Raw genomic sequence first — 23,853 nt, forward strand, 5'->3', positions numbered from 1 at the left:
CATTTTGTGGCTCATCCGTAAGCCAGAGCAAGTGTTATTCCATTAGCGGGTTAATTACCACTGGGTGTCGTCATCGTCATCCGTGGTTTCGTACTCCTGCTCCTCTTCCTCTTCTTCATAGGTGAATTCTTGCTCTTCCTCTTCATACTCAGTGGTTACATCTTGATCTTGCTGCTCAGTGTCATACGAATTAAAACTGCCTTGCTCGTCCTGCGTCGTCTCTTCTTGCGGCACTGGTTCTTGCTCAGTACCACTTTCCATTTCAGCAAACGCAAGAGGGCTTGCGATCAGACCAAACGATACACCTAAAATACCTAGTTTTTTCAGAGCTTCCATTTTCATGTCGTGCCTCCTAAGTAATCTGCTTTCTGTTGCTTCGTAAAAATAAATCAAACAAGGAACATCTAGCCAAGAACCAACCATCATCCTGATGCTGCGTTCTTGTCCTGATTACTGCACACGTCGTACCAGGTTTTTCTAAAAAACAAAAAACATATATAAAGTCAAAAACTTAAACTCAACAAGAGCATGCCAACCTATTGATTTTATGAAATATATTTAATAATTTACTGTTTAACTGTGGCACATGAGCCCGCTTTGGTCATGCCAGGTGCGGTTAATGGCTTCGTCATTTAGGTTTTAAATGAAAACGGGCAGCGACTGATCCACAAACACAATAGACCTTCCCAACAGCTGGCATCAGAACATCCATCTTGAGCAACAGGATGCTGAGGGAAGTGCTTAGACAACATGTGCAAAATACAATAAAAAGTTCAGGAAGGAGGCCCTGCCCAGGCCGCTCCCACCATCGATCATAGTTAAAAAATCATCAGGAAATTCTTATCAGTGCGAATGACGCGGCACGTCAGAGCCCCGACAGCCGATCAGGAAGTCAAAGTCACAGCCTTCATCGGCTTGCAGCACTCGCTCAATATAGAGCTGGCGATAGCCACCCTGGCTTGCGATGAGGGTCGAGGCCGCCGTGGCATCAAACGCGGCGAGACGTGCCTGAATCTCCTCTTCACTGACGTCCAGGTGTAGCCGGCCGCTGGCGCAGTCCAATTCAATCCAGTCGCCGTTACGCACCGCGGCCAAGGGGCCACCCGCGGCAGCTTCAGGTGCCACGTGCAGCACCACGGTGCCATAAGCGGTTCCACTCATGCGCGCATCAGAAATACGCACCATATCGGTAACGCCCTGAGCGAGTATCTTGGGCGGTAGCCCCATATTGCCGACTTCCGCCATGCCGTGATAACCGCGAGGCCCGCAGTGTTTCATCACCAGGATGTCGTTGGCTTCAACGTCCAGGTCCGGGTCGTTGATGCGCGCTTTGTAATCGTCGAAGTCTTCAAACACGACGGCCCGACCACGGTGCTGCATCAGTTCGGCGGTCGCTGCCGAAGGCTTTAACACCGCGCCATTGGGTGCAAGATTGCCGCGCAGCACACAGATGCCACCATCTGCGGTCAGCGGGTTATCCAGTGGACGAATCACATCGTCGTTATACAGCGGGGCGTCCTTGACGTTTTCCCACAGGGTTTTACCGTTAACGGTGAGAGCGTCTTTAAAGGGCAGGCGATCAGCGTCCCCCAAGCGTTTTAGTACGGCGGGCAGGCCTCCAGCGTAGTAGAACTCTTCCATCAAATAACGCCCGGAGGGCTGTAAATCTACCACCGTGGGCGTACCGCGCCCCACCCGGCTCCAATCGTCCAGCTTAAGGTCTACCCCCATGCGCCCGGCAATCGCTTTCAGGTGGATCACCGCGTTAGTGGAGCCGCCAATCGCTGCGTTGGTACGAATGGCATTCTCAAACGCTTCTTTTGTAAGGATTTTGGAGAGTTTTAAGTCTTCATTAACCATCTCGACAATGCGGTTACCGGAAAGGTGTGCGAGCACATAACGACGCGAATCCACCGCAGGAATTGCCGCATTGTGAGGCAGCGAGGTGCCCAATGATTCCGCCATGCAGGCCATGGTAGACGCGGTCCCCATGGTGTTACAGGTGCCCGCCGAGCGTGACATGCCCGCTTCAGCGGCCATAAAGTCGTGCAGTGAAATCTCGCCCGCTTTGACCTGCTCAGAAAGTTGCCAGACCACGGTGCCCGAACCGATGTCCTTGCCCTTGTGCTTGCCGTTAAGCATGGGGCCGCCGGTCACGACGATGGTGGGAATATCACAACTCGCCGCGCCCATTAACAGCGCTGGGGTCGTTTTATCACAACCTACCAGCAGCACCACTGCATCAATCGGGTTACCACGAATCGCCTCTTCAACATCCATGCTGGCAAGGTTACGGGTAAACATTGCGGTCGGGCGGAGGTTGGATTCACCGCTGGAGAAGACCGGGAATTCCACCGGGTAGCCACCCGCTTCCAGTATGCCCTGCTTTACATGCTCCGCCAGCTTGCGAAAGTGAGCGTTGCAAGGCGTCAGCTCCGACCAAGTATTACAAATCCCGATAATCGGCTTGCCTTGGAACTCATGGTCGGGAATGCCTTGGTTTTTCATCCAGCTGCGGTACATAAAGCCGTTTTTATCGGCGGTTCCAAACCACTGGGCAGAGCGTAGGGGCGGCTTTCGTTCAGACATTGACGTCTCTCCGTACAATTCGGTAAAAGATAGAAACAAAACAGGAAAAAGTGTCGTTAGGCGCGCTGGCGTCGCGTCTGTTTCCAGCGGTCAAACATTACCGCCAGCAGCAGAATTGCCCCACGTACCAGGTACTGGTAGAACGTTGGTACGTTGAGTAGCCCCATGGCGTTCTGCACGCAGCCCATAATCAGCACGCCGACGACTACACCGGTGATAGTGGCAACGCCGCCCGATAGCGCCACCCCACCCAGTACACAGGCAGAAATCACCGCAAGCTCTAGCCCCATGGAAGTATTGGGATCGCCCAAGCCCATCCGTGAGGCCAGTAACACGCCCACTACGCCCGCAACAACGCCTTGTAAACCAAAGACAATAATCTTGAGTCGGCGGACATTGACCCCCGCGAGCGACGCGGCCTCCGAGTTACCGCCCGTGGCCAGCACATTGCGTCCGAAGGCGGTCATATTGAGCACCACACCGAAGATGACAAAGCAGGCCAACATGGTCCACACCGGCAGCGTCAGGCCTAGAAATGAAGCGCTACCCAGATCAAAGAAACCCGGCACGGTAATCATCACCGCGTCGCCGCCCGAGGTGATATAGGCCAGCCCGCGTACAAACTCCATCGCCGCCAACGTGGCAATCAGCGAGTTAATACCAAACCTGGCAATCACAAACCCGTTAAAGGCCCCCACCGCGCCCCCGGCAACAATGCCACCTATAACGCCGATAAAAACGCTACCGGTGCTAGAGGTCACAACCGCTGCCACTACCCCCGCAAACGCCACAATTGAGGCCACCGAAAGGTCCACCTCGCCCAGCGCCAACACCAGCATCATGGTGGTCGCCAGGCTGCCTATCAGGGTGATCGAAAGCAGCAGCCCCACCATGTTTCGCCCGGTAAGAAAGTCGGGGATAAACACCGCCAAGGCGATAAAGAGCAGCATAAAAACGGCGATCAGCCCAGAGGTGTCCAACAGCGTGCGCAGTGGTTTAATGAACCCTTGGCGCCCCGCAGGGCGCGTTGGTTCAACACCGTCTTGGGTTAATTTGTTCGATGTCATCACAGGTGTCCTGAACGTGTTCGATAATGGGTACCGCTTAGGCGGGTAGTGCCAGGCCTAATAGCCGTTCGGGCGTGGCGGCGTCTCTTGGCACCACGTCGACCAGCTCACCGTCGCGCATCACTGCAATGCGGTCACAGATGGAGCTAACTTCGGCAAGGTCGCTGGAAATCACGACAATGCTTTTCCCCTGCTCGGCCAAGTCGTAAAGCAGGCTATAAATGTCTCTACGCGCGCCCACATCAATCCCGCGCGTGGGCTCGTCCATTACGAAAAGGTCAATCTCTTCCGCGAGCCAGCGGGCCAAAATTACCTTTTGCTGATTGCCCCCGGATAGCTTGCCTATCGGTGCCCGATAGCTGGGGGTTTTAACGCTAAGCTGCTGAATATAGGATTCAGCATTGCGTCGTTCGCGGCCAGGGTGACGGAAAACACCCCAGCGCTTAAAAAACCGCCGACAGCTGATATTGAGGTTGTCGGCAACACTCGCCACGGGGAAAATCCCTTGAGATTTACGGTCCTCTGGGCACATGGCGATACCAGCACGAATCGCCTCTGCGGGACTTTTAAAGCGTCGCGATTCGCCCTGGAACGTCACACTACCCGCTTTAGGCGCTTCCACCCCGCATACCAGCCGCAATAGCTCACTGCGACCGGCGCCTACCAGGCCAAACAAGCCAAATACCTCGCCACGCTTCACGGAGAAGCTAACCGGCGCATTCAGGCCGCGCCCTTGAATCTCGTCAACAGACAGCACCACATCGCCCTGCTCGCGGGCGCGATAGCCGTATACGTCATCGATGTCTCGCCCTACCATCTCGCTAACCAATAGATCATGCGTCAGTTGCGACATATCTTCGTGGGTACGAATATGCTGGCCGTCGCGAAAGATAGTGACCGCATCGCACATCTCAAACACTTCTTCCATGCGATGGGTCACGTAGAGCACCACCCGCCCCTCGTCGCGCAGGCGTTTGACGATGCGTTTAAGCTGACGGATTTCCTGAATGGAAAGGCTACTGGTAGGTTCATCGAAAGCGATAACGCGGGCATCACGCAGCAATGCACGGCCAATCTCAATCATCTGCTGCTGGCCGATAGAGAGATCACGCACCTTGGTCGAGGGATGAATGTCACCCTCGCCAAGGTCAGCCAGAATCGCCAGTGCCCTTTCCCGTAACGTTCGCCGGTTCACAAACCCCTGCCACGTGGGCAGCTGGCCCAGCAGCAGGTTTTCAGCGACCGACATATTGGGCGAGAGCGTTAGCTCCTGGTAGATAATGGCGATCCCTTCGCGCAATGCTTCACGGGCGTTGCTGAACACGTGGCGCTGTCCATCAATCCAGAGAGCCCCCTCTGCAGTGCGGTTCACCCCGCTAAGCACCTTAAGCAACGTCGACTTACCCGCGCCGTTTTCGCCCATCAGCGCATGCACCTGGCCGGTATGAGCAGCAAAGCTCACCCCATCCAGCGCGCGCACCCCAGGGAATACAACACTGATATTGTCAAAGCGAAGATATGGATCAGACATACGTGAGCACTCCACCAAATAGCCCGTCACAAAAAGTCAGTTACAGACCGAGCGCGTCGCGCACTTCTTCCCAGTTATCACGCGTCATTAACGTACCGGACGTTTCTGTAATCGCCTGAGGCTCCTGGTCTTCGCTGATCCAGCGGTAAAGGTCTTCAGCCGTTTGTCGACCGTGCATGGTAGAACTCACCGCAACGGTGCCGTGGAAGCCCGTGGGGTTGTCGCGGGAAAACTCAGCAAATGCCGCGCCTGAACCATTGATGCCCACCCCAATGACATCCTCAGCGGCCAGGCCGTACTGTTCGGTCGCCCGAACGCCCCCCAGCACACTCTCTTCGTTCAGCGCGTAGATTACCCAGTGCTCATAATCACCGCGCTGAGAAAGCACCGGTGATGCAGCGGAAAATGCACCACTCGTATCCGTACTTTGTTGAGGCGCATCGAAGATGTTCTCTTCGGGGAAGCCTGAAGCAAGCAGCGCTTGGGTCGCTCCATCCGTCCGTTCAACGGCAGTCGGTAGCTCGTTATTGGTAATACGCAGCGCACCTACGTTCTCAACATCCCAGCCACGGGCTTCCATTTCGGCGGCAATTGCCTCACCAACCTGCTGGCCAATTTTGGTGCCGGACATACCCAGGTGCGGTACGCCTTCCATAGGCTCACCACTGGCGTTAACAAACTGGTCATCGACGGTCACCACTTTCATGCCGTACTGTTCGGCGCGATTCATGATCGCTGGCCCAAGACGTACATCTGGCGGGCAAATGACAAACCCTTGAGCGCCTTGTGAGTAAAGGTTATCAATCGCGCTAAGCACCTCTTGACCATCTTCACCACCCAGACGAACAACCTGGAATCCAAGCTCCTCGCCCGCCTCTGTAGCGGCGCGCTGTTCGTTAATAAACCAGGCTTGTTCCGGCTTTTTGACGATAAAGCCCATCTTCACGTCGTCCTGTGCCTGCACAGAACCCAGCGAGGCCAGCATGACGGCGCTACCCAGCGCTAGGCGCGTAAACGTGGTTACGATGCTCATTGTTGTGCTCCTGATGTTCCAATTATTATTGATGTTATTGCTGCAATTACTGTCTGCTGCTCGTCAGGCACATGGCTAGGCGTCCATATCGTCCTGGGCAGAGAAGCGGAAGATGGTACGTGAACGGTAGGTCTCTCCTGGCTGTAGCACCGTGCCGGGAAAGGCATCCTGATTAGGCGAATCGGGAAAATGCTGCGTTTCCAGTGCAAAGCCAGAGCGCTGTGGATAGGCATTGCCACTTTTGCCCGTTAGATCACCTGCCAAAAAATTCCCCGAATAAAATTGAATACCAGGCTCAGTGGTTTCAATTTCCAGCAGCCGTCCACTTTGTGGCTCCCACACCCTCGCGGCCATCACCAGATCGCCTTGCTCGGCGTTATCTCGGTTAAGCACAAAGTTATGGTCGTAGCCCTGCCCAAAGCGCAGTTGATCGTTATCTTGCTCAATACGCTCGCCAATCGACGTGGCCTGGGTAAAATCGAACGGCGTGCCTTCAACAGGCTGCAGCTCGCCCGTCGGAATCAATGATTCACTCACCGGGGTAAAGGCATCGGCATTGAGCATAAGCTGATGATCAAGGATGGAGTCGTTTCCTTCACCCTTAAGGTTGAAGTAACTGTGCTGGGTAAGATTGACGGGCGTTGCCTTGTCGGTCTCGGCCTGGTAATCGACAATCAGTTCATTTTGATCGGTAAGGGTATACGTCACTTCAACCGTCAGTTCTCCAGGATAACCCTCTTCGCCATCCTCACTGACATAGCTCAGCACCAGCCCCGTCCCTTCCTCTTTTTCAAAAGGCTCGGCCTGCCAGAGCACACGATCAAATCCTTGCTCGCCGCCGTGCAGGTGGTTATCGCCATCGTTGGTGGCTAACGAGTAGGTTTCACCCTCCAGCGCAAACTGACCTTCAGCGATACGGTTGCCGTAGCGGCCGATGAGTGCACCAAAGTAGGGATTAGCTTGTTGGTAAGTGTCAGACAGATAACCATCCAGCGATTCAAAACCCAGCGCGATATCGTCAATATTTCCGTCTACGTCAGGTACTTTCAGGGATACGATTGTGCCCCCGTAATTAATGACCTGAAGCTCAACGCCATTGGCGTTCGTCAGCCGGTAGCTTTGCACCTCACGGCCGTCCGGCAACTGGCCGAACGTTGATTGTTCGACGGCGTTCTCTGCTTTACTGTTCGCCATGGGTTCCTTATCACTTTGGGCCTGGGCTACGTTTGTCATCAGCGCGATGACGCCTGCGCTCAGTAACAATCTTGAGCCAACGCTACCTGTATGAGAGGGCATGGTGTTCCTCCTGTTAACATCGTTATTGTTATTCGTGCGGTATGCGGTTCACTACCAGGTTCATTACCAATTTTTCCACTACACGCCCTACACTAGACAGCTCTTACATAACTAACCAATATAGGAACACGTTAATTCCGATACACTTATTGTTATCAAAAGCACTGAAAGGCTTATTCCATGAGCGTTCTTGACAGTAACTGGTTTCTCAACGCTCGACTAAAGTTGCGTCATTTTCAGCTATTTTTGGCGCTTGACGAGCACCGCAACCTGCATCGTGCCGCTGCCCAACTCAACATGAGCCAGCCTGCCGCCTCAAAACTGCTCAGTGACCTGGAAACCAACCTGGGGATTCGCCTTTTCGAGCGCCACCCACGTGGTTTAACACCCAACTGGTATGGCGAAATCATGATTCGCCACGCGCATAGCGTGCTGTCGGCATTGCGGCATACCGGTGAGGAGTTAACCGCCTTACGCGACGGAAATATGGGCACCGTGGCAGTGGGAACAGTCATGGCACCCGCCGTTACGCTACTCACCAGCGCTATCGAGCGGGTACATAGAGACCGGCCGGGGCTCAAAATTAGTGTGGATGTCGATGTCAGCAAGGCGCTGGTGCCCCGCCTGCTTGAAGGTGAGCTGGATTTCGCTATTACGCGTATCCCATCAGGCGTGGATGTAGAGCGCTTTGTATTTGAAGAAATTGGCGAAGAAGAGCTGTGCTTTGTGTGTCGAGAAGGGCATCCGCTGGCAGGCAAAACTCCACTGAGCCTCACTGATATGGCCGCCTACCCGTGGTCTTTACAGCCACCCGGCGCGCTGATGCGTCAACGGGTAGATAGTCTGTTTTTACATCATCAGGTAGCACCGCCAAGTCAGGTCGTCGACACCGCGGATGTATTTGTATCTTTAGCACTGGTCGATAAATCCAACACCATTACGGTGACCACACGCGAAACGGCGGACCTGCTTTGCGCCCCTCAGCGCTTTCATCTCCTCCCATTCAGTGAAACGCTCAGCGTACAGCCTTATGGTCTGGTCAGCTTACGCCACCAGCGGCTCTCGCCGGGGGCTGCAGTACTGATGAGCACTCTGCGCGAAATAATCGCTCACAATGCTCAACTGAAAAATAGCCATCGGTAAACGGAGCCAGCTATCTGTGCCTGGTCTTAGCGCTTGACCTTAGCACTTAGACTTAGACTTAGACTTAGTGTGAGTGCCGCGGCACTTCCGAACCCCGACAGCCGACCAGGAAGTCAAAGTCACAGCCCTCATCCGCCTGTAGCACATGCTCGATATAAAGCTGGCGGTAGCCGCCCTGACTTGCGATTAGCGTTGAGGCTTCTGTCGGGTCACTTTCGGCCAGGCGTGCGGTAAGTTCGGCGTCGCTAATATCCAGATGCAGCCGCCCGCTGGCGCAGTCGAGTTCGATCATATCGCCGTTGCGTACCGCGGCTAACGGACCACCCGCCGCGGCTTCCGGGGCCACATGCAGCACTACAGTGCCATAGGCGGTGCCGCTCATCCGGGCGTCGGAGATACGCACCATATCGGTCACCCCCTGGGCAAGGATCTTGGGCGGCAGGCCCATATTGCCGACTTCCGCCATGCCGTGATAGCCGCGTGGCCCGCAGTGCTTCATGACCAGAATATCGTTGGCTTCAACGTCCAGGTCCGGGTCGTTGATGCGTGCCTTGTAATCGTCGAAGTCTTCAAACACAACCGCACGACCACGATGTTGCATCAACTCGGCGGTTGCCGCGGAGGGCTTTAATACCGCGCCATTCGGCGCTAGGTTGCCACGCAGTACGCAAATCCCGCCATCTGCGGTGAGCGGATTATCCAGCGGGCGGATGACCTCGTCGTTATACAGCGGGGCGTCCTTGACGTTTTCCCACAGGGTTTTGCCGTTGACGGTTAATGCATCCTTAAAGGGTAAGCGATCCGCCTCGCCCAGGCGTTTGAGCACGGCGGGCAGGCCCCCCGCGTAGTAGAACTCCTCCATCAAGAAGTGCCCTGAAGGCTGCAGATCGACCACCGTAGGCGTACCACGTCCTACCCGGCTCCAGTCATCTAATTGAAGATCGACCCCAATCCGCCCGGCGATGGCCTTGAGGTGAATCACGGCGTTGGTCGAGCCGCCTATGGCGGCGTTGGTGCGGATGGCGTTATCAAAGGCTTCTTTAGTTAGTATTTTGGAGAGTTTCAAGTCTTCATTGACCATCTCGACAATCCGGTTGCCCGAGAGGTGGGCGAGCACGTAGCGGCGCGAATCCACCGCCGGAATCGCGGCGTTGTGGGGTAGCGAAGTGCCTAATGACTCAGCCATGCAAGCCATGGTGGAGGCGGTACCCATGGTGTTACAGGTTCCTGCCGAGCGTGACATGCCCGCCTCAGCGGCCATAAAGTCGTGCAGCGAAATCTCACCGGCCTTGACCTGCTCAGAAAGTTGCCAGACCACAGTGCCCGAACCGATGTCCTTGCCCTTGTGCTTACCGTTGAGCATCGGCCCGCCGGTGACCACGATAGTGGGGATATCGCAGCTCGCCGCGCCCATTAATAGTGCCGGAGTGGTTTTATCACAGCCGACCAGCAGTACCACTGCATCAATCGGGTTGCCACGAATAGCTTCTTCTACATCCATACTCGCCAGGTTGCGGGTAAACATCGCAGTGGGGCGCAGGTTCGATTCGCCGTTGGAGAACACCGGAAATTCGACTGGGTAGCCTCCCGCCTCTAATACCCCTTTCTTCACATGCTCAGCCAGCTTGCGAAAGTGGGCGTTGCAGGGCGTGAGTTCCGACCAGGTATTGCAGATACCGATGATCGGCTTACCCTGAAACTCGTGGTCGGGAATCCCTTGGTTTTTCATCCAGCTGCGGTACATAAAACCGTTCTTGTCGGCAGTGCCAAACCACTGGGCTGAACGTAGATAAGGTTTATTTTCTTTAGATGCATCGCTCATTATCTCTCCTTTACCACTCGTTGCCAGTCACTAAGTCTTTTGTCGTTACCGTAAAAACACACGACCTGAATCAGATGATTAGTTAAACCAGAGTGAATACCAGCCAGGATAAGCCGAAGGCCATTAGTGATATGCCAATCGAAATCACCGTCCAGGTTTTAAGCATGGTTTTAGTATCGACACCTAGAAAACGCCCCACTAACCAGAACCCTGAATCGTTGACATGGGAGTAGCCGATTGCGCCAGCAACGATTGCCACCGCAATACAGGCTGTCGCTAATCCTGAAAGAGAAGGGTCAGCTAACACGACGGGGGCCATGATGCCCGCAGCAGTAGTTCCTGCGACGGTCGCAGAGCCTTGCGCAATACGGATGACCGAAGCGATGACGTAGCCTGCCAGGATAATAGGCAAGCCATAGTTTTGAAGGCTCGCCGCTAACGCATCACCGATACCGCTCGCGGTTAGTACGCCACCGAACATTCCCCCAGCACCGGTAATAAGAATAATGCTGCAAACGGGCGAAAGCGCTTTTTCAACGGTTTCATTAATAGAGCCAATGGCCTTGCGCGCTGACGATCTAATGACCAGCAACCACATCGCGACACATGTGCTGATCAACATGGCAATCGGTGTTTCACCGATCAATATCAAGCCTTGCAAGATCGGGTTTTCAGCATCAACGACGCCACCTTCAGACAGCGTTGTAAGACCGGTATTGAGGAAGATGAGTACGAGTGGCAATAACAACACTAAAAGTACGGTACGAAATGCCGGGCGTTTATCGACGGGCATCTCTTCATTACTTTCGCCCATCAGGCTGGGGACGGGTTGAAACGGCATACGGTTAGCGAGTACAAGCGATAGACGGTAGCCCATCAAATACCAGGTAGGTAAACCGACCAGCAGCGCAATAAACAGTACTTTCCCAATATCAACCTGAAGGAAAACTGCCGCGGCTACCGGTCCTGGATGTGGCGGTACCAGCGCATGCATGACCAAAAAGGCACCTGCCGCCGGTAAGCCGTATAGCAATAGCGATGCCTTAAGCTCTCTTGCCACGGAATAAATAACCGGCAGCATGACGACGAAAGCCGCATCAAGAAAGATGGGGAAGCCAAATAGCAAGCACGCAATTGATAAGCCCAAGGGTGCTCGGCTATGGCCGAATAAACGAATCAAGGTATCTGATAATACCTGGGCGCCCCCTGAGACAGCAACGATTCGCCCCAGTACTGCACCAAAGCCAATCAATAGCGCAACATTGCCTAAGGTGTTACCAAAACCACCCAAGAGCGTTGGAACTAAATCTTCCCCTGTGATACCCGTCGCTAGCGCAGTACCAATACTCACGATCACCAGCGCGAAAAATGGATGAAGACGTACCCTGATGATCAATACCAACAAAATAACGATGGCAGAAGCTGCTATCAGCATCAGGGCAAGGGTAGAAGCCCCCAATGCTTGAGTGGTTTCTAACATGGCGTTTTCCTAAGGTTTGTCGTTATTCATGCTGCGATATATCGCAGCTATACAAAGCAAACGCACTATAAGCAGCTAATTGATAACCAACAAATATATGAACCCTCTAAAATCAATATCATTTTAGTTATCAAACGAGGGATAAAGCCTGATTTATGGGACATAGCCGAAGAGGCCAGACATTGTTAGGTGAGACTAAAGTTGCCCCAGACCGAGAATAAATTAATGCCTTTACATCACGGAGTTATGCTGCCTTGAGCATAGTCAAAGAGTAGTAGGCGATTAAGCAGGCTATGGAAGCACGCTTAAGTATCAGGGTTTGCCATGCACCAAGGCTTGGGAAATATTGAACGTACGCCACCACGGTTTCCGGCAAGCACGATGGCGGCGTAAACAAGCGTTTATGAGGAAGTTTTCAGCAAGCTACCCCGTGCTTTATTAATGCAGATCATGCTGATGCCCTTTCAGATTTACGCTTCTGATAGCGATAGGCTTTAATCAACAAAGGTGAGCACCACAGCAAGATGACCGCAATGCCAAGCCCGGCACTGATGGGCCTTGCAAAGAAGCTGGTCAGGTCGCCACCGGTTCGCAACATGGCGCTCATAAAGTTGTTTTCAACAACGGAGCCCAGTACCAAACCGAGTATGGCGGGCGCCATAGGGAAGTCATTGACGGCAAGCAAATAGGCCACTAAGCCAACGATGAGCATTAACCAGATATCCACAACGCTATTGTTGATAGCGAAAGCACCCACAATGCAAAAGCACAATATAATGGGCATCAATACTCGACTGGGTGTAAGGATGAAAAGTTTTGACAATCTAATGGCTATATATCCAACAGGTAGCATCATCAAATTAGCCAATATAAACACAATGAAAAGTGCATAGATTAGGCCACTCCCATCCATAAAAATGGTGGGGCCGGGGTTCATCCCCTTCATATATAAAACGCCAATCACGATAGCGGTAATGGAGTCGCCGGGAATCCCGAAGACCAGAGCGGGCACCCATGCGCCACTGATTCCGGAATTATTGGCCGAGCTGGCATCGACAATGCCCTCGATATTACCGGTACCATATTTGGAACTGTCTTTTGACCTGCCTTTTCCCACACCATAAGAGATCCAGGCGGCGATATCCGCACCCGCACCGGGTAACGCGCCAATCATTGTACCGATTGAGCTGCCACGCACCATATTGCGCCAATAACGTTTAATGTGTCTCGGCACATTGTGGAAAACACTATCCTTATCAACAACGCTGATGGTTTTGTTCTCGGATTTTGATCCGTAGTAACTCATCAGTTCATTGAGGGCAAACATACCGATCATAACGGGTATGAAGTTAACGCCAGCCATAAGATCGGGCACTCCAAACGTGAAGCGAGGCGCACCACTCATCATATCTAGCCCTACCGTTGATAGCAGGACGCCAAACAGCAGTGACAGAAATGCTTTTGTTCTAGAGCCTACAGAAATAAAAATTGAGCAGCTTAGCCCCAATACCGCGAGCCAAAAGTATTCAAACGCACTGAACTTGAGCGCGACTTCCGCAAGTGACTGAGCAACGACAATCAAAATGATGGTGCCAAAAATACCGCCAAAAACGGAGCAGACCAGATTAATACCCAGTGCTTCCCTTGCCCTGCCCTTTTTCGCTAACGCATGTGATTCACCTACATAGGCAGCAGAGGCAGGTGTGCCTGGTATATTGAGATACGTACCGGGAATATCTCCCGCAAATATTGCCATGGCCGATGTGGTTACAATGGCAGCAATAGCGGGAATAGTGTCCATATAGAAGGTTAAAGGGACTAATAGTGCGACAGCCATTGTTGCCGTAAGCCCGGGCACGGCACCAACAAATATGCCGAATAATGAAGCTGCCAAGATAACCAAGATGGTATCGACATTTAAAACCAGTCCCACTCCATTCATCAAGATATCCATGGCAGGCTACCCCCTAATAAAACCCCTTGCGGCAATGGGATAAGCAAATAGTGCGAGAAAATAAAATAAATAGCGGATGACATAACCACCGAGGTTACCAGAGCCACGTAAACCCTTGTTTTTCTCAATAACATGAGCAAACACATAATAATCATTATGGTAAGCATTGCCCCCAAGTAATCGCTTGCCAGGATATAAAAAACGATCGCTATAGGGGGCAGCACCATCGCCCAACTCATTTTTTCAGACGGCGGGGTAGCGAATGTCGGATCACCCTGTACTTCTTGAGCAGCCGCTTTTCGTCTCTGCCATAGCGCATTTAAGGTGAGTACCGCGCCGCCGATGCAAAATCCCCCTCCAACGAGAGAGGGGAACAGAGAAGGCCCATACTGAAGGCTGGGTAGAGTAGGAAATTGCTGGGCTGTGATAATCGTCACAACCCCTGCAATCATAAATCCTATGCCGGCGAAAACATCTCTCATTGTCATTCCTTAGTTAGCCAAGCCAACTTGTTCAACAATTTCACCGAGAATGCCGTCCATCTCTTCCATCATTTGGCCAAATTCTTCCGCATTGCGCCACTCGGTTCCAAACCCTCTCTGCGTCATGAAATCCTGGTACGTATCACTTTGGTAAGCAGCCTCAAGAGCTGACTCAAGCGTTGTGACAACCTCTGGGTCCATCCCTTGAGGACCAACGATGCCTCGCCACGCACCTACTTGGTAGTCACTACCCACAAGCTCGTTGGCGGTAGGAATATCGGGGAAGGCTGAAAGACGCTCTGCAGCCATGACGGCAAAGCTTTTTACACGCCCTGCATCCATCATCGAACGAGCCTCAGGCACCGACGTAGATACAATATCGATCCCACCAGACGCCAGCTCCGTCATCGCGGGCGCCGAACCTTCGCTGGGGATCCAGATAACCTGATCGGCAGGAATGTCCTGGTCCATCAAAAAGCCCGTAAAGGCCAGATGCCAGATACCCCCCTGCCCGGTTCCCGAAGCGGTAAAGCTACCTTTCGGCTCAGTACGAACAACCTCCAGCAACGCATCCAGACTCTCGTATGAAGAATCAGCGGCGACCTGGAGACCCGGGGAGTCGTAGTTGATTTGCGCGATGGGCGTGAAGTCTTCGTAGGTAAGCTCTGTCAAGCCTTGCCAATGCATAGTGTTAACTTCAACAGTGGCTAAGCCGAGCGTGTAGCCGTCAGGTGCTGCGTTAAGTATGGCGGTATGCCCAACCACGCCGCTGCCGCCGGTACGATTCACCACGTTGACGTTCTGACCCAACTCCTCCTCCAAAGCGCGGGCAATGGTGCGCGCTGTTGCATCAGTACCGCCACCTGCTGCCCAAGGCACAATCAGCGTAATGGGGCGTTCTGGATAATCCGCCAGAGCTGAGCCAGAGGCCACCATAACAACTGCCGCTAAACTTGAAATACAGAGCGTCTTAAGAGAACGGTTTGTAATTATCATGTTTACTTCCTCTGGTAATTGCTTACCTACGTTTTATAGTGGCTAAGATGGCTTAAAGCGCCTTATATCAGTACGTTCTGGTTGACGGCTGAGGTGGCAGCTCTTTATAGCGGGCAAGCGTTGCCAGCGCTCCCTGACGGAGCAGGCTGATATCAATACCCACCGCAATAAATTGGCAGCCTAACGCCTGGTAGCGACGTGCATCCTCCTCTAACGGCGCCAAAATCCCTACCGGCTTGCCTGCCGCATGAACTGTGTTAATCACTTTCTGTATCGCGCTCTGGACATCGGGGTGGCCAGGATTGCCGGGATACCCCATTCCCACCGAAAGATCTGCCGGACCAACAAAAACCGCATCGACGCCGTCAGTGGCGGCAATGGCTTCTGCCTGCTCAACACCTTTAGGTGACTCAATCTGGACAATCAGACAAAGCGACTCATGCGCCTTGTTCAGGTAGTCATCCACGCCATCCCATCGGGTTGCACGCACCAGCCCACCGCCCACACCGCGTATGCCACGCGGCGGGTACCGCGTTGCCCGTACCAAGGCGGCCGCTTGCTCAGCACTTTCCACCATCGGCACCATCAATGTTTGCGTACCTATATCCAGTAACTGCTTGATCAACGCAGGGTCATGATTAACGCTACGCACAACGGGGGCAGATGAGTAAGGTGCCACGGCCTGCAGTTGGGCCAAAATAGTGGGTACCGTATTCGGGGCATGCTCACCATCGATTAGCAGCCAGTCGAACCCGGTGTTAGCGATTATTTCAGCGGCATACCCCGTCGCAAAGCCAGCCCAGCAACCCCACATGGGTTCGCGCTTGACCAGCATGTTTTTAAAGGGATTAGTGGGCAATTGCATGCATTGACTCCTTTGGAAGGCAGATGATAACCACTGGCTGAAGATCACCTACATCATTGACTGACCTAGTTTTATAAGTGCTGGCTTCTTGAACGCTACGTCTTCGTTTATTCCATAGCGCGAATACGACCTGCTTAAGACCCACTCTTCCCGGTGAGAAAGGAGGAAAGCAAGGGTCGTATAAACGAGGCAAATCAGGAAACGGTTAAGTAGTGGCGGTTTCTACAACAACAGATCCTATTGTGAGAAACCGCCTACCGTGTCGTGCCTCAGTTAGCTAAGCCAACCTGTTCAACAATTTCACCGAAGACGCTGTCCATCTCTTGCATCAGCTGCCCGAACTCTTCCGCGTTACGCCATTCGGTGCCAAAGCCTTGCTGATCCATAAACTCTTGATAGGTATCGCTGTTGTAAGCAGCTTCTAATGCTGCCTCAAGCGTTGCCACTATCTCTGGGTCCATGCCTTTAGGACCGGCGATACCTCGCCACTCGCCCACTTGATAGCTACTGTCGATTAACTCGTTGGTAGTGGGAGTATCAGGAAAACTGGGTATACGCTCAGGCGACATGACCGCAAAGCTTTTAACCCGACCGGCTTCCATCATTGAGCGGGCTTCAGGCACAGAGCTTGGTACGATATCAATACCCCCAGATACCAGCTCTACCATCGCTGGCGCCGCACCTTCACTAGGAATCCAGGTAACCTGGTCGGCGGGAATATCCTGATCCATCAAAAAACCCGCAAAGGCTAAGTGCCAAACACCGCCTTGACCGGTACCTGAGGCAGTAAACGTGCCTTTAGGCTCAGTACGTATAGCGTCGAGAAGTTCTTCAAGGCTTGCATAAGGGGAGTCTGCGGCGACCTGTATGCCGGGGAAGTCATAGTTGATTTGCGCAATCGGGGTAAAGTCTTCATAGGTAAGGTTGGTTAAACCCTGCCAATGCATCATGTTCACTTCACCGGTCGCCAGGCCAAGCGTATAGCCATCCGGCTTGGCATTGATCATGGCAGTATGACCAACAACGCCACTGCCCCCGGTGCGGTTAACAACGTTAACGTTCTGGTCCAGTTCCTCTTCCAGTGCACGGGCGATAGTACGCGCTGTCGCATCAGTACCACCGCCTGCCGCCCAAGGCACAATCAGCGTAATAGGACGCTCTGGATAATCCGCAAGGGCTGCGCCAGAGGCCACCAGGACCGCTGCCGCTATGCTGGAAGCGAGGAGTGTCTTGATCTTGAGAGAATGGTTTGTAATTGTCATATCCACTTTCCTTTAGTCGTTAACTGCCTGGATTCGATTATGGTTTTTTGAAACTGCCGGGTTCCATCCTTTATTGCTTTCCTGCCAAAAACTTCCTTTATTTCTATTAAGTCGATAAACCTTATCTTTTAGAAAGCCTCATTAAGCATCTTGAAAAAGTCTTCTCTGGAAGGTGCACGTGGGTTGGTAGCCGTAGAGTGGTCTTCCAATGCCCACTGTGCCACTTGGTCTAAATGTTCTTCTCTAACGCCCATTTCACTCAGGCTGGAAGGCATTCCCAACTTAGCATTGAGCTTTACAAACGCTTCGGCTAAATCGTCCCCCTGAGCAAGCCTCATCGCGTCTTTGAGGCGAGCAAATTTTTCCTCGCAATCACGCTGGTTAAACCTGAGAACAGTCGGCATTAGTACGGCATTGAGCGTGCCGTGGTGAAGTTTTAGCTCATGCAGCCCGCCTAACGCATGGGATAGAGAGTGAACCGCCCCCAACCCTTTCTGAAACGCCATGGCACCTTCCAGAGCCGCCATCATCATTTCATTTCTAGCGGTTAAGTTAGTGCCGTTTTCAACCGCCTCGACCAGATAGGCACTTGCGCGCCTCAGGCCGTCCAATGCAATCGCTTCAGCAGGAGGGTTCACTTTAGGGCTTAAAAAGGTTTCAACGCAGTGAGCGATCGCATCCATACCCGTTGCGGCAGTTAGAAACGGCGGTAAACCGAGTGTTAAACGTGGGTCGCAGATAGCGACAGAGGGAATCAGGTACGGAGAAAGAAACCCCAGTTTCCGATCATCGTTCATAGTAATCAGGGAAGCTCGCCCCACCTCACTGCCCGTCCCCGCGGTGGTGGGTACCGCAATCAGCGGCAGCACATCGGCATTGATCTTAGCGACCCCACCCTCGATCGCCGCGTACTGGCGTAATGGAGCGGGGTGGTTAAAAAGTAAAGCGACCGCTTTAGCCAAATCAATGCTGGAGCCACCGCCCACGGCTACGATGCCATCACACTGGTTTTCTCGTAGGAAAGACAGGGCTTGCTCTACAGCAGCTTCAGTAGGATTGGAAGGCGTGCCATCGAAAACGCAGGCTTTTTCATTAAACTCTTCAGAAAACCCTTCAGAAAGACCTGCAGATTCAATCACCTGCGTAATAAGAGGAGTACTACTCAGCCCCTTATCAGTCACAAATAAAGGCCTTTTCACCTTAAGTAACTGCAGCTCATTAGCTAGCTCCGCAATTGCATTCTCACCGAACTGAATTTTTGTTAAGTAGTTGATGATGTAGGGCATTTTCATTTCTCATTATTGTTTTGCTTGAAACCAAATATGCATCTTGCTTAAAGGTGTCATACAGCATACCTGCATGACAATAGTTTATTGATGATTTTTTGGCCACTCATGCCTTATAGGAAAAAGTGACAGGAAAAGATATTAATTAAAATCGTTTTAAATCATCACTCTACCTATCACTACCAGTACGCTAAAACTCAACATTTGGTTAACGATACTCCTTCCCATAGGGGTTCAATATTCAACCTTTGAAAGCAATCTAGATCAAATGAACATTGCCTTCAATGTCCATTATATAGAACGATAGTCTAATCGACGTACGCGGCCTGCTTGTTAGAGTGCATCTACAATGACCGCTTTTGAGCTTGCGCTTGGCTCCTGTATCGAAAGCTCAATAACCAGTTTGAGGTAAACAATGGATCTCATTAATTCCCCGTCAGTTATTATTCAGCTCAACCTGCGGGATAACGTGGGCGTAGCCTCGAAAGCGGTACCCAACGGGTTTCCAATTGATAAAAATGGCACACTTGCTAAAGAGAATATCGATGCTGGTCATAAAGTTGCGTTAACTAACATCAATAAGGGCGAGGCTATTTATAAATATGGCCAACTTATTGGGATAGCGGCGCAGGATGTAGAACCCGGTGAGCATGTGCACACCCACAATCTCACCATGATAGAACTCGATTCCTCATTAAAAGATTTTCAGCCTCATCCGCAAACAGACACCACAAGTAGTTCACGGACCTTCCAGGGTTTTCAACGTGATGATGGTAGCGTGGGCACGCGTAACTACATTGGTATTTTGTCGACCGTTAACTGCTCCGCGACGGTAGCGAAAGCAGCGGCAGACACACTCAATCAGTCTGACGAACTCAGCCAGATGGGCTTCGATGGCGTCGTCGCAATCACCCATGGCTCGGGCTGTGCCATGAATACGGACTCAGAAGGCTTTTCCTTTCTTGAGCGCGTCATCGCCGGTTATGCCCAGCATCCCAATTTTGCCTTCGTACTCATTATCGGTTTGGGCTGTGAGACCAACCAGGTCAAAACACTCGTCGCAAAAAAAGGCTTAGAAGACGCCTCGCGGCTTGCTTACTTTAATATTCAGGATGCGGGAGGCACTCGCACCAGTATTAAAACCGCGTGCGATCACATCATGCAGATGGCTGCTCAGCATGGGCAGATGCGGCGTGAACCTGCACCCCTAAAGCACCTGGTGGTGGCACTGCAGTGCGGCGGCTCAGACGGTTATTCAGGGATTACGGCGAATCCTGCGCTTGGCCACGCGGCTGATCTTATCGTGCAACACGGGGGCAGCGTGATCCTTGCAGAAACTCCCGAGATTTACGGCGCTGAGAATCTTTTGATAGACCGCTCTATCAATGAAAACGTCGCGCAAAAACTGCTTGATCGTATTACATGGTGGAAACATTACACCGAAATAAATGGTGCTGAATTAAACAACAACCCGTCGCCGGGCAATAAAGTAGGCGGGCTTTCGACGATTCTTGAAAAGTCCCTAGGAGCCGTTGCGAAAGGTGGCAGTTCAAGCCTAAACGACGTGCTGCACTATGCCGAAAAGATAACCACTCGTGGCTTTAACTTTATGGATAGCCCGGGCTACGATCCCGTTTCTGTAACTGGGCAAATTGCTTCTGGGTCAACGGTTGTCTGTTTTACTACCGGACGTGGATCGGTTTCAGGTTTTAAACCCGCGCCCTGCCTGAAGCTCGCAACCAATACCTCCATGTATGAGAAAATGCATGAAGACATGGATATAAACTGTGGCGTTATCGTCGATGGCACTGCCAGTGTAGAAGACGTCGGGGAACAGATTTTTGAGCGTATCATCGCCATTGCCTCAGGCGACATGAGCGCTAGCGAGTCACTGGGTTATGGTAGTAATGAGTTCGTTCCCTGGCTGGTCGGTGCCATCACCTAATCGTATATTGAAAGGCAACTAACTAACCATGACACAAACGCTGCGCGACCAGCTCTATACGGCTCTTAAGCAGGGTATTGTTGGAAAGCGCCTGGAACCTGGCCTTGTGCTGCTTGAAGGGAATATAGCCGAGCTGTTTGGTATCAGCCGCTCCCCAGTTCGCCAAACCTTGAGCCGGTTGCATGAAGAGCAGTATATCTGCCGATTTGAGGGGCGCGGCTATCTGGTGGGCGCATCGCCAAGTGAGATAGTACGTCGCTCCCTCTGCGAGCGTGATTTCAAGCAACTTGGCCATGCCCCCAAAGTAGATCGTACCGCGTCCTGGCGTGCCCACATCGACAGCGTCGAACATGACATTGTCCTATGCTCAATCAAGGGCACCTTTGAACTTAATGAACTGCAGCTTTCCAAATCACTGAATGTCAGCCGCACGGTTACCCATCAAATTCTTCTCCATTTGCAATCCATCGGCCTGGTCGAAAAGATTAAATACAATAGTTGGAGCGTAGTCCCCTTAGACGACAAGCGACTACACAACCTTTATGAAGCACGCCGCCAATTAGAGCCTTACATGATTGCGCGTGCCACCAACAATATTTCAGAAAGTGCACTCAACGGCTATATTGCCAAACTCAAACACGCCGCAGACAGTTATCCAGATATTAAAGGTGAATTACTGGATGAGTTAGAAAATGACCTTCATCACACCGCCGTCAGTCTAGGTGATAACCAGGAGGTAATGAATATGCTACGGCGCACTCATCCTATCTTGTTAATCAGCAAACACCTGCTTGGGCGGGTGCTTAAACTTCCCGATCAAGATCCTTTTTTTGATGAGCACTTGTGGATATTTGAGAAAATACGTCTGCAAAAGCCTCACCAGGCTGCAAAATTATTAATGGTCCACTTGGAGCGCTCAGAATCTAAAGTACTTGAACGTCTTATCAATTTCAGAGAATCAGGCGATATCAAAATACCGCTTTATCTACGAGGATAAGCCAATAGCATTACCTCAATAACAATAAAAGCGGTTCAACAGCCTCCCCACCGTTAGAGGAACTAATAATGACAACGTTACGGTCTATCGGCTTTATTGGCACCGGCATTATGGGTGCTCCTATGGCACGGCGCTTGGCCAAAGCAGGTCATCAGGTGCGCGCCTGGAACCGGACAAGAAGCAAGGCCGACAGCTTGGAAGCGGTAGGTATCGAGACAGTGGAAAGGCCTGAACAGGCAGTCACCGAAAGCGAGGTCGTGATCGTTATGCTCAGCTCGGGTCCTGTGTGCGATGAATTACTGTTAGGTTCAGATGGCCTGCTCAACGCCATGCAGCCCGGCGCCACTCTGATCGTCATGAGCTCTATTCCGGTCGAGACGGCATGTCGCCAAGCTAAGGAGGCCTCAAAGCATCAGATTCACTACTTGGACGCGCCGGTATCCGGTGGTGAGCAGGGAGCGATTGACGGCACCCTGGCCATCATGGCGGGCGGAGATGCTGAAAGCTTTAAAGCCGTTGAGCCTATCCTTTTATCGCTCGGCAGACCGGTCCATGTTGGCCCTGCGGGCAGCGGTGAGCTGGTCAAGCTTGCCAATCAGATGATCGTGGCCAACACCATTGCTACCGTGGCCGAAGCCATATTACTGGCAGAGCAAGGGGGAGCTGATCCTGCACAGATGCTGAATGCGCTAGAAGGAGGCTTTGCCGACTCGACTGTTCTGCGTATCCACGGCCAGCGCATGATCAAGGAAGATTTCAATCCCGGCGGGCCGTCGAAATGGCAACTGAAAGACACTCAGACTGCCATGGCTTTAGCCCAGGAATGGCAGCTGAAGCTGCCGGTATCCTCGTTGGTCAACGGGCTTTATGAAGCGCTTATCGCCGAGGGAGAGGGTGATCTTGACCATAGCGCCCTGATACGCCAGCTCAGACGCCACAATCAATAAACCTTCTGTCCACCCATAACGCCGGGAAAATAAACACAATGAGCCAACATTACGATGTTCAGGAAATAACGCGATTCAGCACTGACTTACTTTTAGCCGCAGGGCTCGATGATGGTAAAGCCAATGCCGTCGCTGAAATGCTTGTCGAAGGCGACCTGATGGGGCACACCACTCACGGGCTGCAACTCCTTGCGCCTTATCTTGAGGAAATACAGTCAGGCCACATGCCAGTCACTGGTGATTATGAGGTGATTTCTCAACGAGCCGCCGTACAAACCTGGGATGGCCGTTACTTACCCGGGCCGTGGTTGATTCTCAAAGCCATGGAAGCTGCGGAATCCATGGCGCGTTCCTGCGGTACCGGTACGGTGGTGATTCGGCGCTCTAACCATATTGCCTGTCTGGCTGCCTACCTAAAGCGTGCTACCGATCAAGACCTTGTGGTGGTGATTGAATCATCCGACCCGGCGACCAAATCCGTTGCCCCCTATGGCGGGTTAGTGGCGACCCATACGCCCAACCCTATCGCCGTGGGCTACCCGACTGATTCAGGCCCTGTTCTTTTGGATGTCAGTACGTCCATTACCACCAATGGCATGGTGGGGCGGCTTAACAAGCAGAATAGCCGCTTGCCTTATCCGTGGCTTAAAGATAATCAGGGCCAGGCAACCGATCGCCCCGAGGTACTTTTCGACGAGCCCAAAGGCAGCATTATGCCCATCGGCGGGCTGGACCATGGCCATAAAGGCTACGCACTAGGGCTCATGGTAGAAGCCTTGACGTCTGGCCTGGCTGGGTTCGGGCGGGTACAGGCACCTACGCAGTGGGGCGCCTCGGTCATGGTACAGGTGCTGGACCCGGAAGCCTTTGGTGGGCTTGAAGCGTTCAAGCGTGAAACCGGCGCGCTGGCCGATGCGTGCCGTAACAACCCAGTCGCCGAAGGCGATCCTCAGGTACGCATTCCTGGAGAGCGCGGGCTCGATCTCCACAAGCGCTACTCACAACAAGGCGTTCCGCTTCCAGAGGGTGTTCCCGAAGCGCTTCACGATTGGTCAGAGCGTTTAGGCGTTGCCTTCCCTCAGGCACGCCAATAACCGCTTTCTGCTTAGATTTATGGTCAAGTTCAGACAAGTGAGCGTTATCCAGGACGTCATCAAA

General features: G+C 52.6%; 19 protein-coding genes. 5 read left to right on the forward strand and 14 right to left on the reverse strand.

The annotated features are described in order from the left end of the window. Positions 1-54 precede the first annotated feature (54 nt). The 6 genes from ACT3RQ_RS02275 to ACT3RQ_RS02300 all read right to left on the reverse strand — a co-directional run bounded on the left by ACT3RQ_RS02275 (position 55) and on the right by ACT3RQ_RS02300 (position 7,516). Positions 55-342, reverse strand: coding sequence for a hypothetical protein (locus tag ACT3RQ_RS02275; RefSeq protein ID WP_192527929.1), 288 nt, complete (start codon positions 340-342; stop codon positions 55-57). A gap of 501 nt (positions 343-843) precedes the next feature. Next, positions 844-2,589 (reverse strand): IlvD/Edd family dehydratase, encoded by a 1,746-nt coding sequence (locus tag ACT3RQ_RS02280; RefSeq protein WP_172117993.1) that lies wholly within the window; start codon positions 2,587-2,589, stop codon positions 844-846. Positions 2,590-2,645: 56 nt separating this feature from the next. Then, positions 2,646-3,656: an L-arabinose ABC transporter permease AraH gene (gene araH, locus ACT3RQ_RS02285; protein WP_444679919.1), complete on the reverse strand. Its 1,011-nt coding sequence runs from the start codon at positions 3,654-3,656 to the stop codon at positions 2,646-2,648. Positions 3,657-3,693: 37 nt separating this feature from the next. Beyond that, positions 3,694-5,187: an L-arabinose ABC transporter ATP-binding protein AraG gene (gene araG / locus ACT3RQ_RS02290; protein WP_444679920.1), complete on the reverse strand. Its 1,494-nt coding sequence runs from the start codon at positions 5,185-5,187 to the stop codon at positions 3,694-3,696. Between the two features lie 40 nt (positions 5,188-5,227). Beyond that, positions 5,228-6,220, reverse strand: a complete 993-nt coding sequence (locus tag ACT3RQ_RS02295) for an arabinose ABC transporter substrate-binding protein (RefSeq protein WP_172117990.1) — start codon at positions 6,218-6,220, stop codon at positions 5,228-5,230. A 75-nt stretch (positions 6,221-6,295) separates the two neighbouring features. Then, positions 6,296-7,516: an aldose epimerase family protein gene (locus ACT3RQ_RS02300; RefSeq protein WP_444679921.1), complete on the reverse strand. Its 1,221-nt coding sequence runs from the start codon at positions 7,514-7,516 to the stop codon at positions 6,296-6,298. A gap of 180 nt (positions 7,517-7,696) precedes the next feature. Here ACT3RQ_RS02300 and ACT3RQ_RS02305 point away from each other — a divergent pair, with 180 nt between their 5' ends. Continuing rightward, a complete protein-coding gene (locus tag ACT3RQ_RS02305) occupies positions 7,697-8,659 on the forward strand; it encodes a LysR substrate-binding domain-containing protein (protein WP_444679922.1) in 963 nt (320 codons plus the stop codon). 64 nt (positions 8,660-8,723) lie between these two features. Here ACT3RQ_RS02305 and ACT3RQ_RS02310 read toward each other — a convergent pair whose 3' ends face one another. From ACT3RQ_RS02310 to ACT3RQ_RS02345, 8 genes are all read right to left on the reverse strand, one after another. Beyond that, positions 8,724-10,481, reverse strand: a complete 1,758-nt coding sequence (locus tag ACT3RQ_RS02310) for an IlvD/Edd family dehydratase (protein WP_444679923.1) — start codon at positions 10,479-10,481, stop codon at positions 8,724-8,726. An 82-nt stretch (positions 10,482-10,563) separates the two neighbouring features. Further along, positions 10,564-11,961 (reverse strand): GntP family permease, encoded by a 1,398-nt coding sequence (locus ACT3RQ_RS02315; protein WP_444679924.1) that lies wholly within the window; start codon positions 11,959-11,961, stop codon positions 10,564-10,566. A gap of 448 nt (positions 11,962-12,409) precedes the next feature. Then, positions 12,410-13,915, reverse strand: a complete 1,506-nt coding sequence (locus ACT3RQ_RS02320) for a tripartite tricarboxylate transporter permease (RefSeq protein WP_172117985.1) — start codon at positions 13,913-13,915, stop codon at positions 12,410-12,412. After that, on the reverse strand, positions 13,903-14,397 hold the full coding sequence (locus ACT3RQ_RS02325; RefSeq protein ID WP_444679925.1) for a tripartite tricarboxylate transporter TctB family protein: 495 nt from the start codon (positions 14,395-14,397) through the stop codon (positions 13,903-13,905). Before ACT3RQ_RS02325 ends, ACT3RQ_RS02320 begins: the two co-directional genes overlap by 13 nt. Before the next feature lie 9 nt (positions 14,398-14,406). Further along, positions 14,407-15,393, reverse strand: coding sequence for a Bug family tripartite tricarboxylate transporter substrate binding protein (locus tag ACT3RQ_RS02330; RefSeq protein WP_444679926.1), 987 nt, complete (start codon positions 15,391-15,393; stop codon positions 14,407-14,409). 67 nt (positions 15,394-15,460) lie between these two features. After that, positions 15,461-16,258 (reverse strand): HpcH/HpaI aldolase family protein, encoded by a 798-nt coding sequence (locus tag ACT3RQ_RS02335; RefSeq protein ID WP_444679927.1) that lies wholly within the window; start codon positions 16,256-16,258, stop codon positions 15,461-15,463. A gap of 269 nt (positions 16,259-16,527) precedes the next feature. Continuing rightward, a complete protein-coding gene (locus tag ACT3RQ_RS02340) occupies positions 16,528-17,520 on the reverse strand; it encodes a tripartite tricarboxylate transporter substrate binding protein (RefSeq protein ID WP_444679928.1) in 993 nt (330 codons plus the stop codon). Between the two features lie 128 nt (positions 17,521-17,648). Continuing rightward, positions 17,649-18,806, reverse strand: coding sequence for an iron-containing alcohol dehydrogenase (locus tag ACT3RQ_RS02345; RefSeq protein WP_444679929.1), 1,158 nt, complete (start codon positions 18,804-18,806; stop codon positions 17,649-17,651). Between the two features lie 415 nt (positions 18,807-19,221). Here ACT3RQ_RS02345 and ACT3RQ_RS02350 point away from each other — a divergent pair, with 415 nt between their 5' ends. From ACT3RQ_RS02350 to ACT3RQ_RS02365, 4 genes are all read left to right on the forward strand, one after another. Continuing rightward, positions 19,222-20,751, forward strand: a complete 1,530-nt coding sequence (locus ACT3RQ_RS02350; protein ID WP_444679930.1) for a UxaA family hydrolase — start codon at positions 19,222-19,224, stop codon at positions 20,749-20,751. A 28-nt stretch (positions 20,752-20,779) separates the two neighbouring features. Then, positions 20,780-21,748, forward strand: coding sequence for a GntR family transcriptional regulator (locus ACT3RQ_RS02355; protein ID WP_192527914.1), 969 nt, complete (start codon positions 20,780-20,782; stop codon positions 21,746-21,748). 68 nt (positions 21,749-21,816) lie between these two features. Next, positions 21,817-22,695 (forward strand): NAD(P)-dependent oxidoreductase, encoded by an 879-nt coding sequence (locus tag ACT3RQ_RS02360; protein ID WP_444679931.1) that lies wholly within the window; start codon positions 21,817-21,819, stop codon positions 22,693-22,695. Positions 22,696-22,733: 38 nt separating this feature from the next. Next, complete coding sequence (locus ACT3RQ_RS02365; protein WP_444679932.1) at positions 22,734-23,789, forward strand: Ldh family oxidoreductase; 1,056 nt, start codon at positions 22,734-22,736, stop codon at positions 23,787-23,789. Positions 23,790-23,853: the final 64 nt, after the last annotated feature.

The organism is Halomonas sp. AOP43-D1-4 (assembly GCF_052446175.1).
GTDB classification, from domain to species: domain Bacteria; phylum Pseudomonadota; class Gammaproteobacteria; order Pseudomonadales; family Halomonadaceae; genus Vreelandella; species Vreelandella citrativorans.

What these genes read in the sequence shown, in the direction of transcription:
- ACT3RQ_RS02305 (WP_444679922.1), top strand. Translation starts at nt 7,697, where the DNA reads ATGAGCGTTCTTGACAGTAACTGGTTTCTCAACGCTCGACTAAAGTTG.
- ACT3RQ_RS02350 (WP_444679930.1), top strand. Translation starts at nt 19,222, where the DNA reads ATGGATCTCATTAATTCCCCGTCAGTTATTATTCAGCTCAACCTGCGG.
- ACT3RQ_RS02335 (WP_444679927.1), bottom strand. Translation starts at nt 16,258, where the DNA reads ATGCAATTGCCCACTAATCCCTTTAAAAACATGCTGGTCAAGCGCGAA.
- ACT3RQ_RS02320 (WP_172117985.1), bottom strand. Translation starts at nt 13,915, where the DNA reads ATGGATATCTTGATGAATGGAGTGGGACTGGTTTTAAATGTCGATACC.
- araH (WP_444679919.1), bottom strand. Translation starts at nt 3,656, where the DNA reads ATGACATCGAACAAATTAACCCAAGACGGTGTTGAACCAACGCGCCCT.
- ACT3RQ_RS02275 (WP_192527929.1), bottom strand. Translation starts at nt 342, where the DNA reads ATGAAAATGGAAGCTCTGAAAAAACTAGGTATTTTAGGTGTATCGTTT.
- ACT3RQ_RS02360 (WP_444679931.1), top strand. Translation starts at nt 21,817, where the DNA reads ATGACAACGTTACGGTCTATCGGCTTTATTGGCACCGGCATTATGGGT.
- ACT3RQ_RS02295 (WP_172117990.1), bottom strand. Translation starts at nt 6,220, where the DNA reads ATGAGCATCGTAACCACGTTTACGCGCCTAGCGCTGGGTAGCGCCGTC.
- ACT3RQ_RS02300 (WP_444679921.1), bottom strand. Translation starts at nt 7,516, where the DNA reads ATGCCCTCTCATACAGGTAGCGTTGGCTCAAGATTGTTACTGAGCGCA.
- ACT3RQ_RS02345 (WP_444679929.1), bottom strand. Translation starts at nt 18,806, where the DNA reads ATGCCCTACATCATCAACTACTTAACAAAAATTCAGTTCGGTGAGAAT.
- ACT3RQ_RS02330 (WP_444679926.1), bottom strand. Translation starts at nt 15,393, where the DNA reads ATGATAATTACAAACCGTTCTCTTAAGACGCTCTGTATTTCAAGTTTA.
- ACT3RQ_RS02340 (WP_444679928.1), bottom strand. Translation starts at nt 17,520, where the DNA reads ATGACAATTACAAACCATTCTCTCAAGATCAAGACACTCCTCGCTTCC.
- araG (WP_444679920.1), bottom strand. Translation starts at nt 5,187, where the DNA reads ATGTCTGATCCATATCTTCGCTTTGACAATATCAGTGTTGTATTCCCT.
- ACT3RQ_RS02310 (WP_444679923.1), bottom strand. Translation starts at nt 10,481, where the DNA reads ATGAGCGATGCATCTAAAGAAAATAAACCTTATCTACGTTCAGCCCAG.
- ACT3RQ_RS02325 (WP_444679925.1), bottom strand. Translation starts at nt 14,397, where the DNA reads ATGAGAGATGTTTTCGCCGGCATAGGATTTATGATTGCAGGGGTTGTG.
- ACT3RQ_RS02280 (WP_172117993.1), bottom strand. Translation starts at nt 2,589, where the DNA reads ATGTCTGAACGAAAGCCGCCCCTACGCTCTGCCCAGTGGTTTGGAACC.
- ACT3RQ_RS02355 (WP_192527914.1), top strand. Translation starts at nt 20,780, where the DNA reads ATGACACAAACGCTGCGCGACCAGCTCTATACGGCTCTTAAGCAGGGT.
- ACT3RQ_RS02365 (WP_444679932.1), top strand. Translation starts at nt 22,734, where the DNA reads ATGAGCCAACATTACGATGTTCAGGAAATAACGCGATTCAGCACTGAC.
- ACT3RQ_RS02315 (WP_444679924.1), bottom strand. Translation starts at nt 11,961, where the DNA reads ATGTTAGAAACCACTCAAGCATTGGGGGCTTCTACCCTTGCCCTGATG.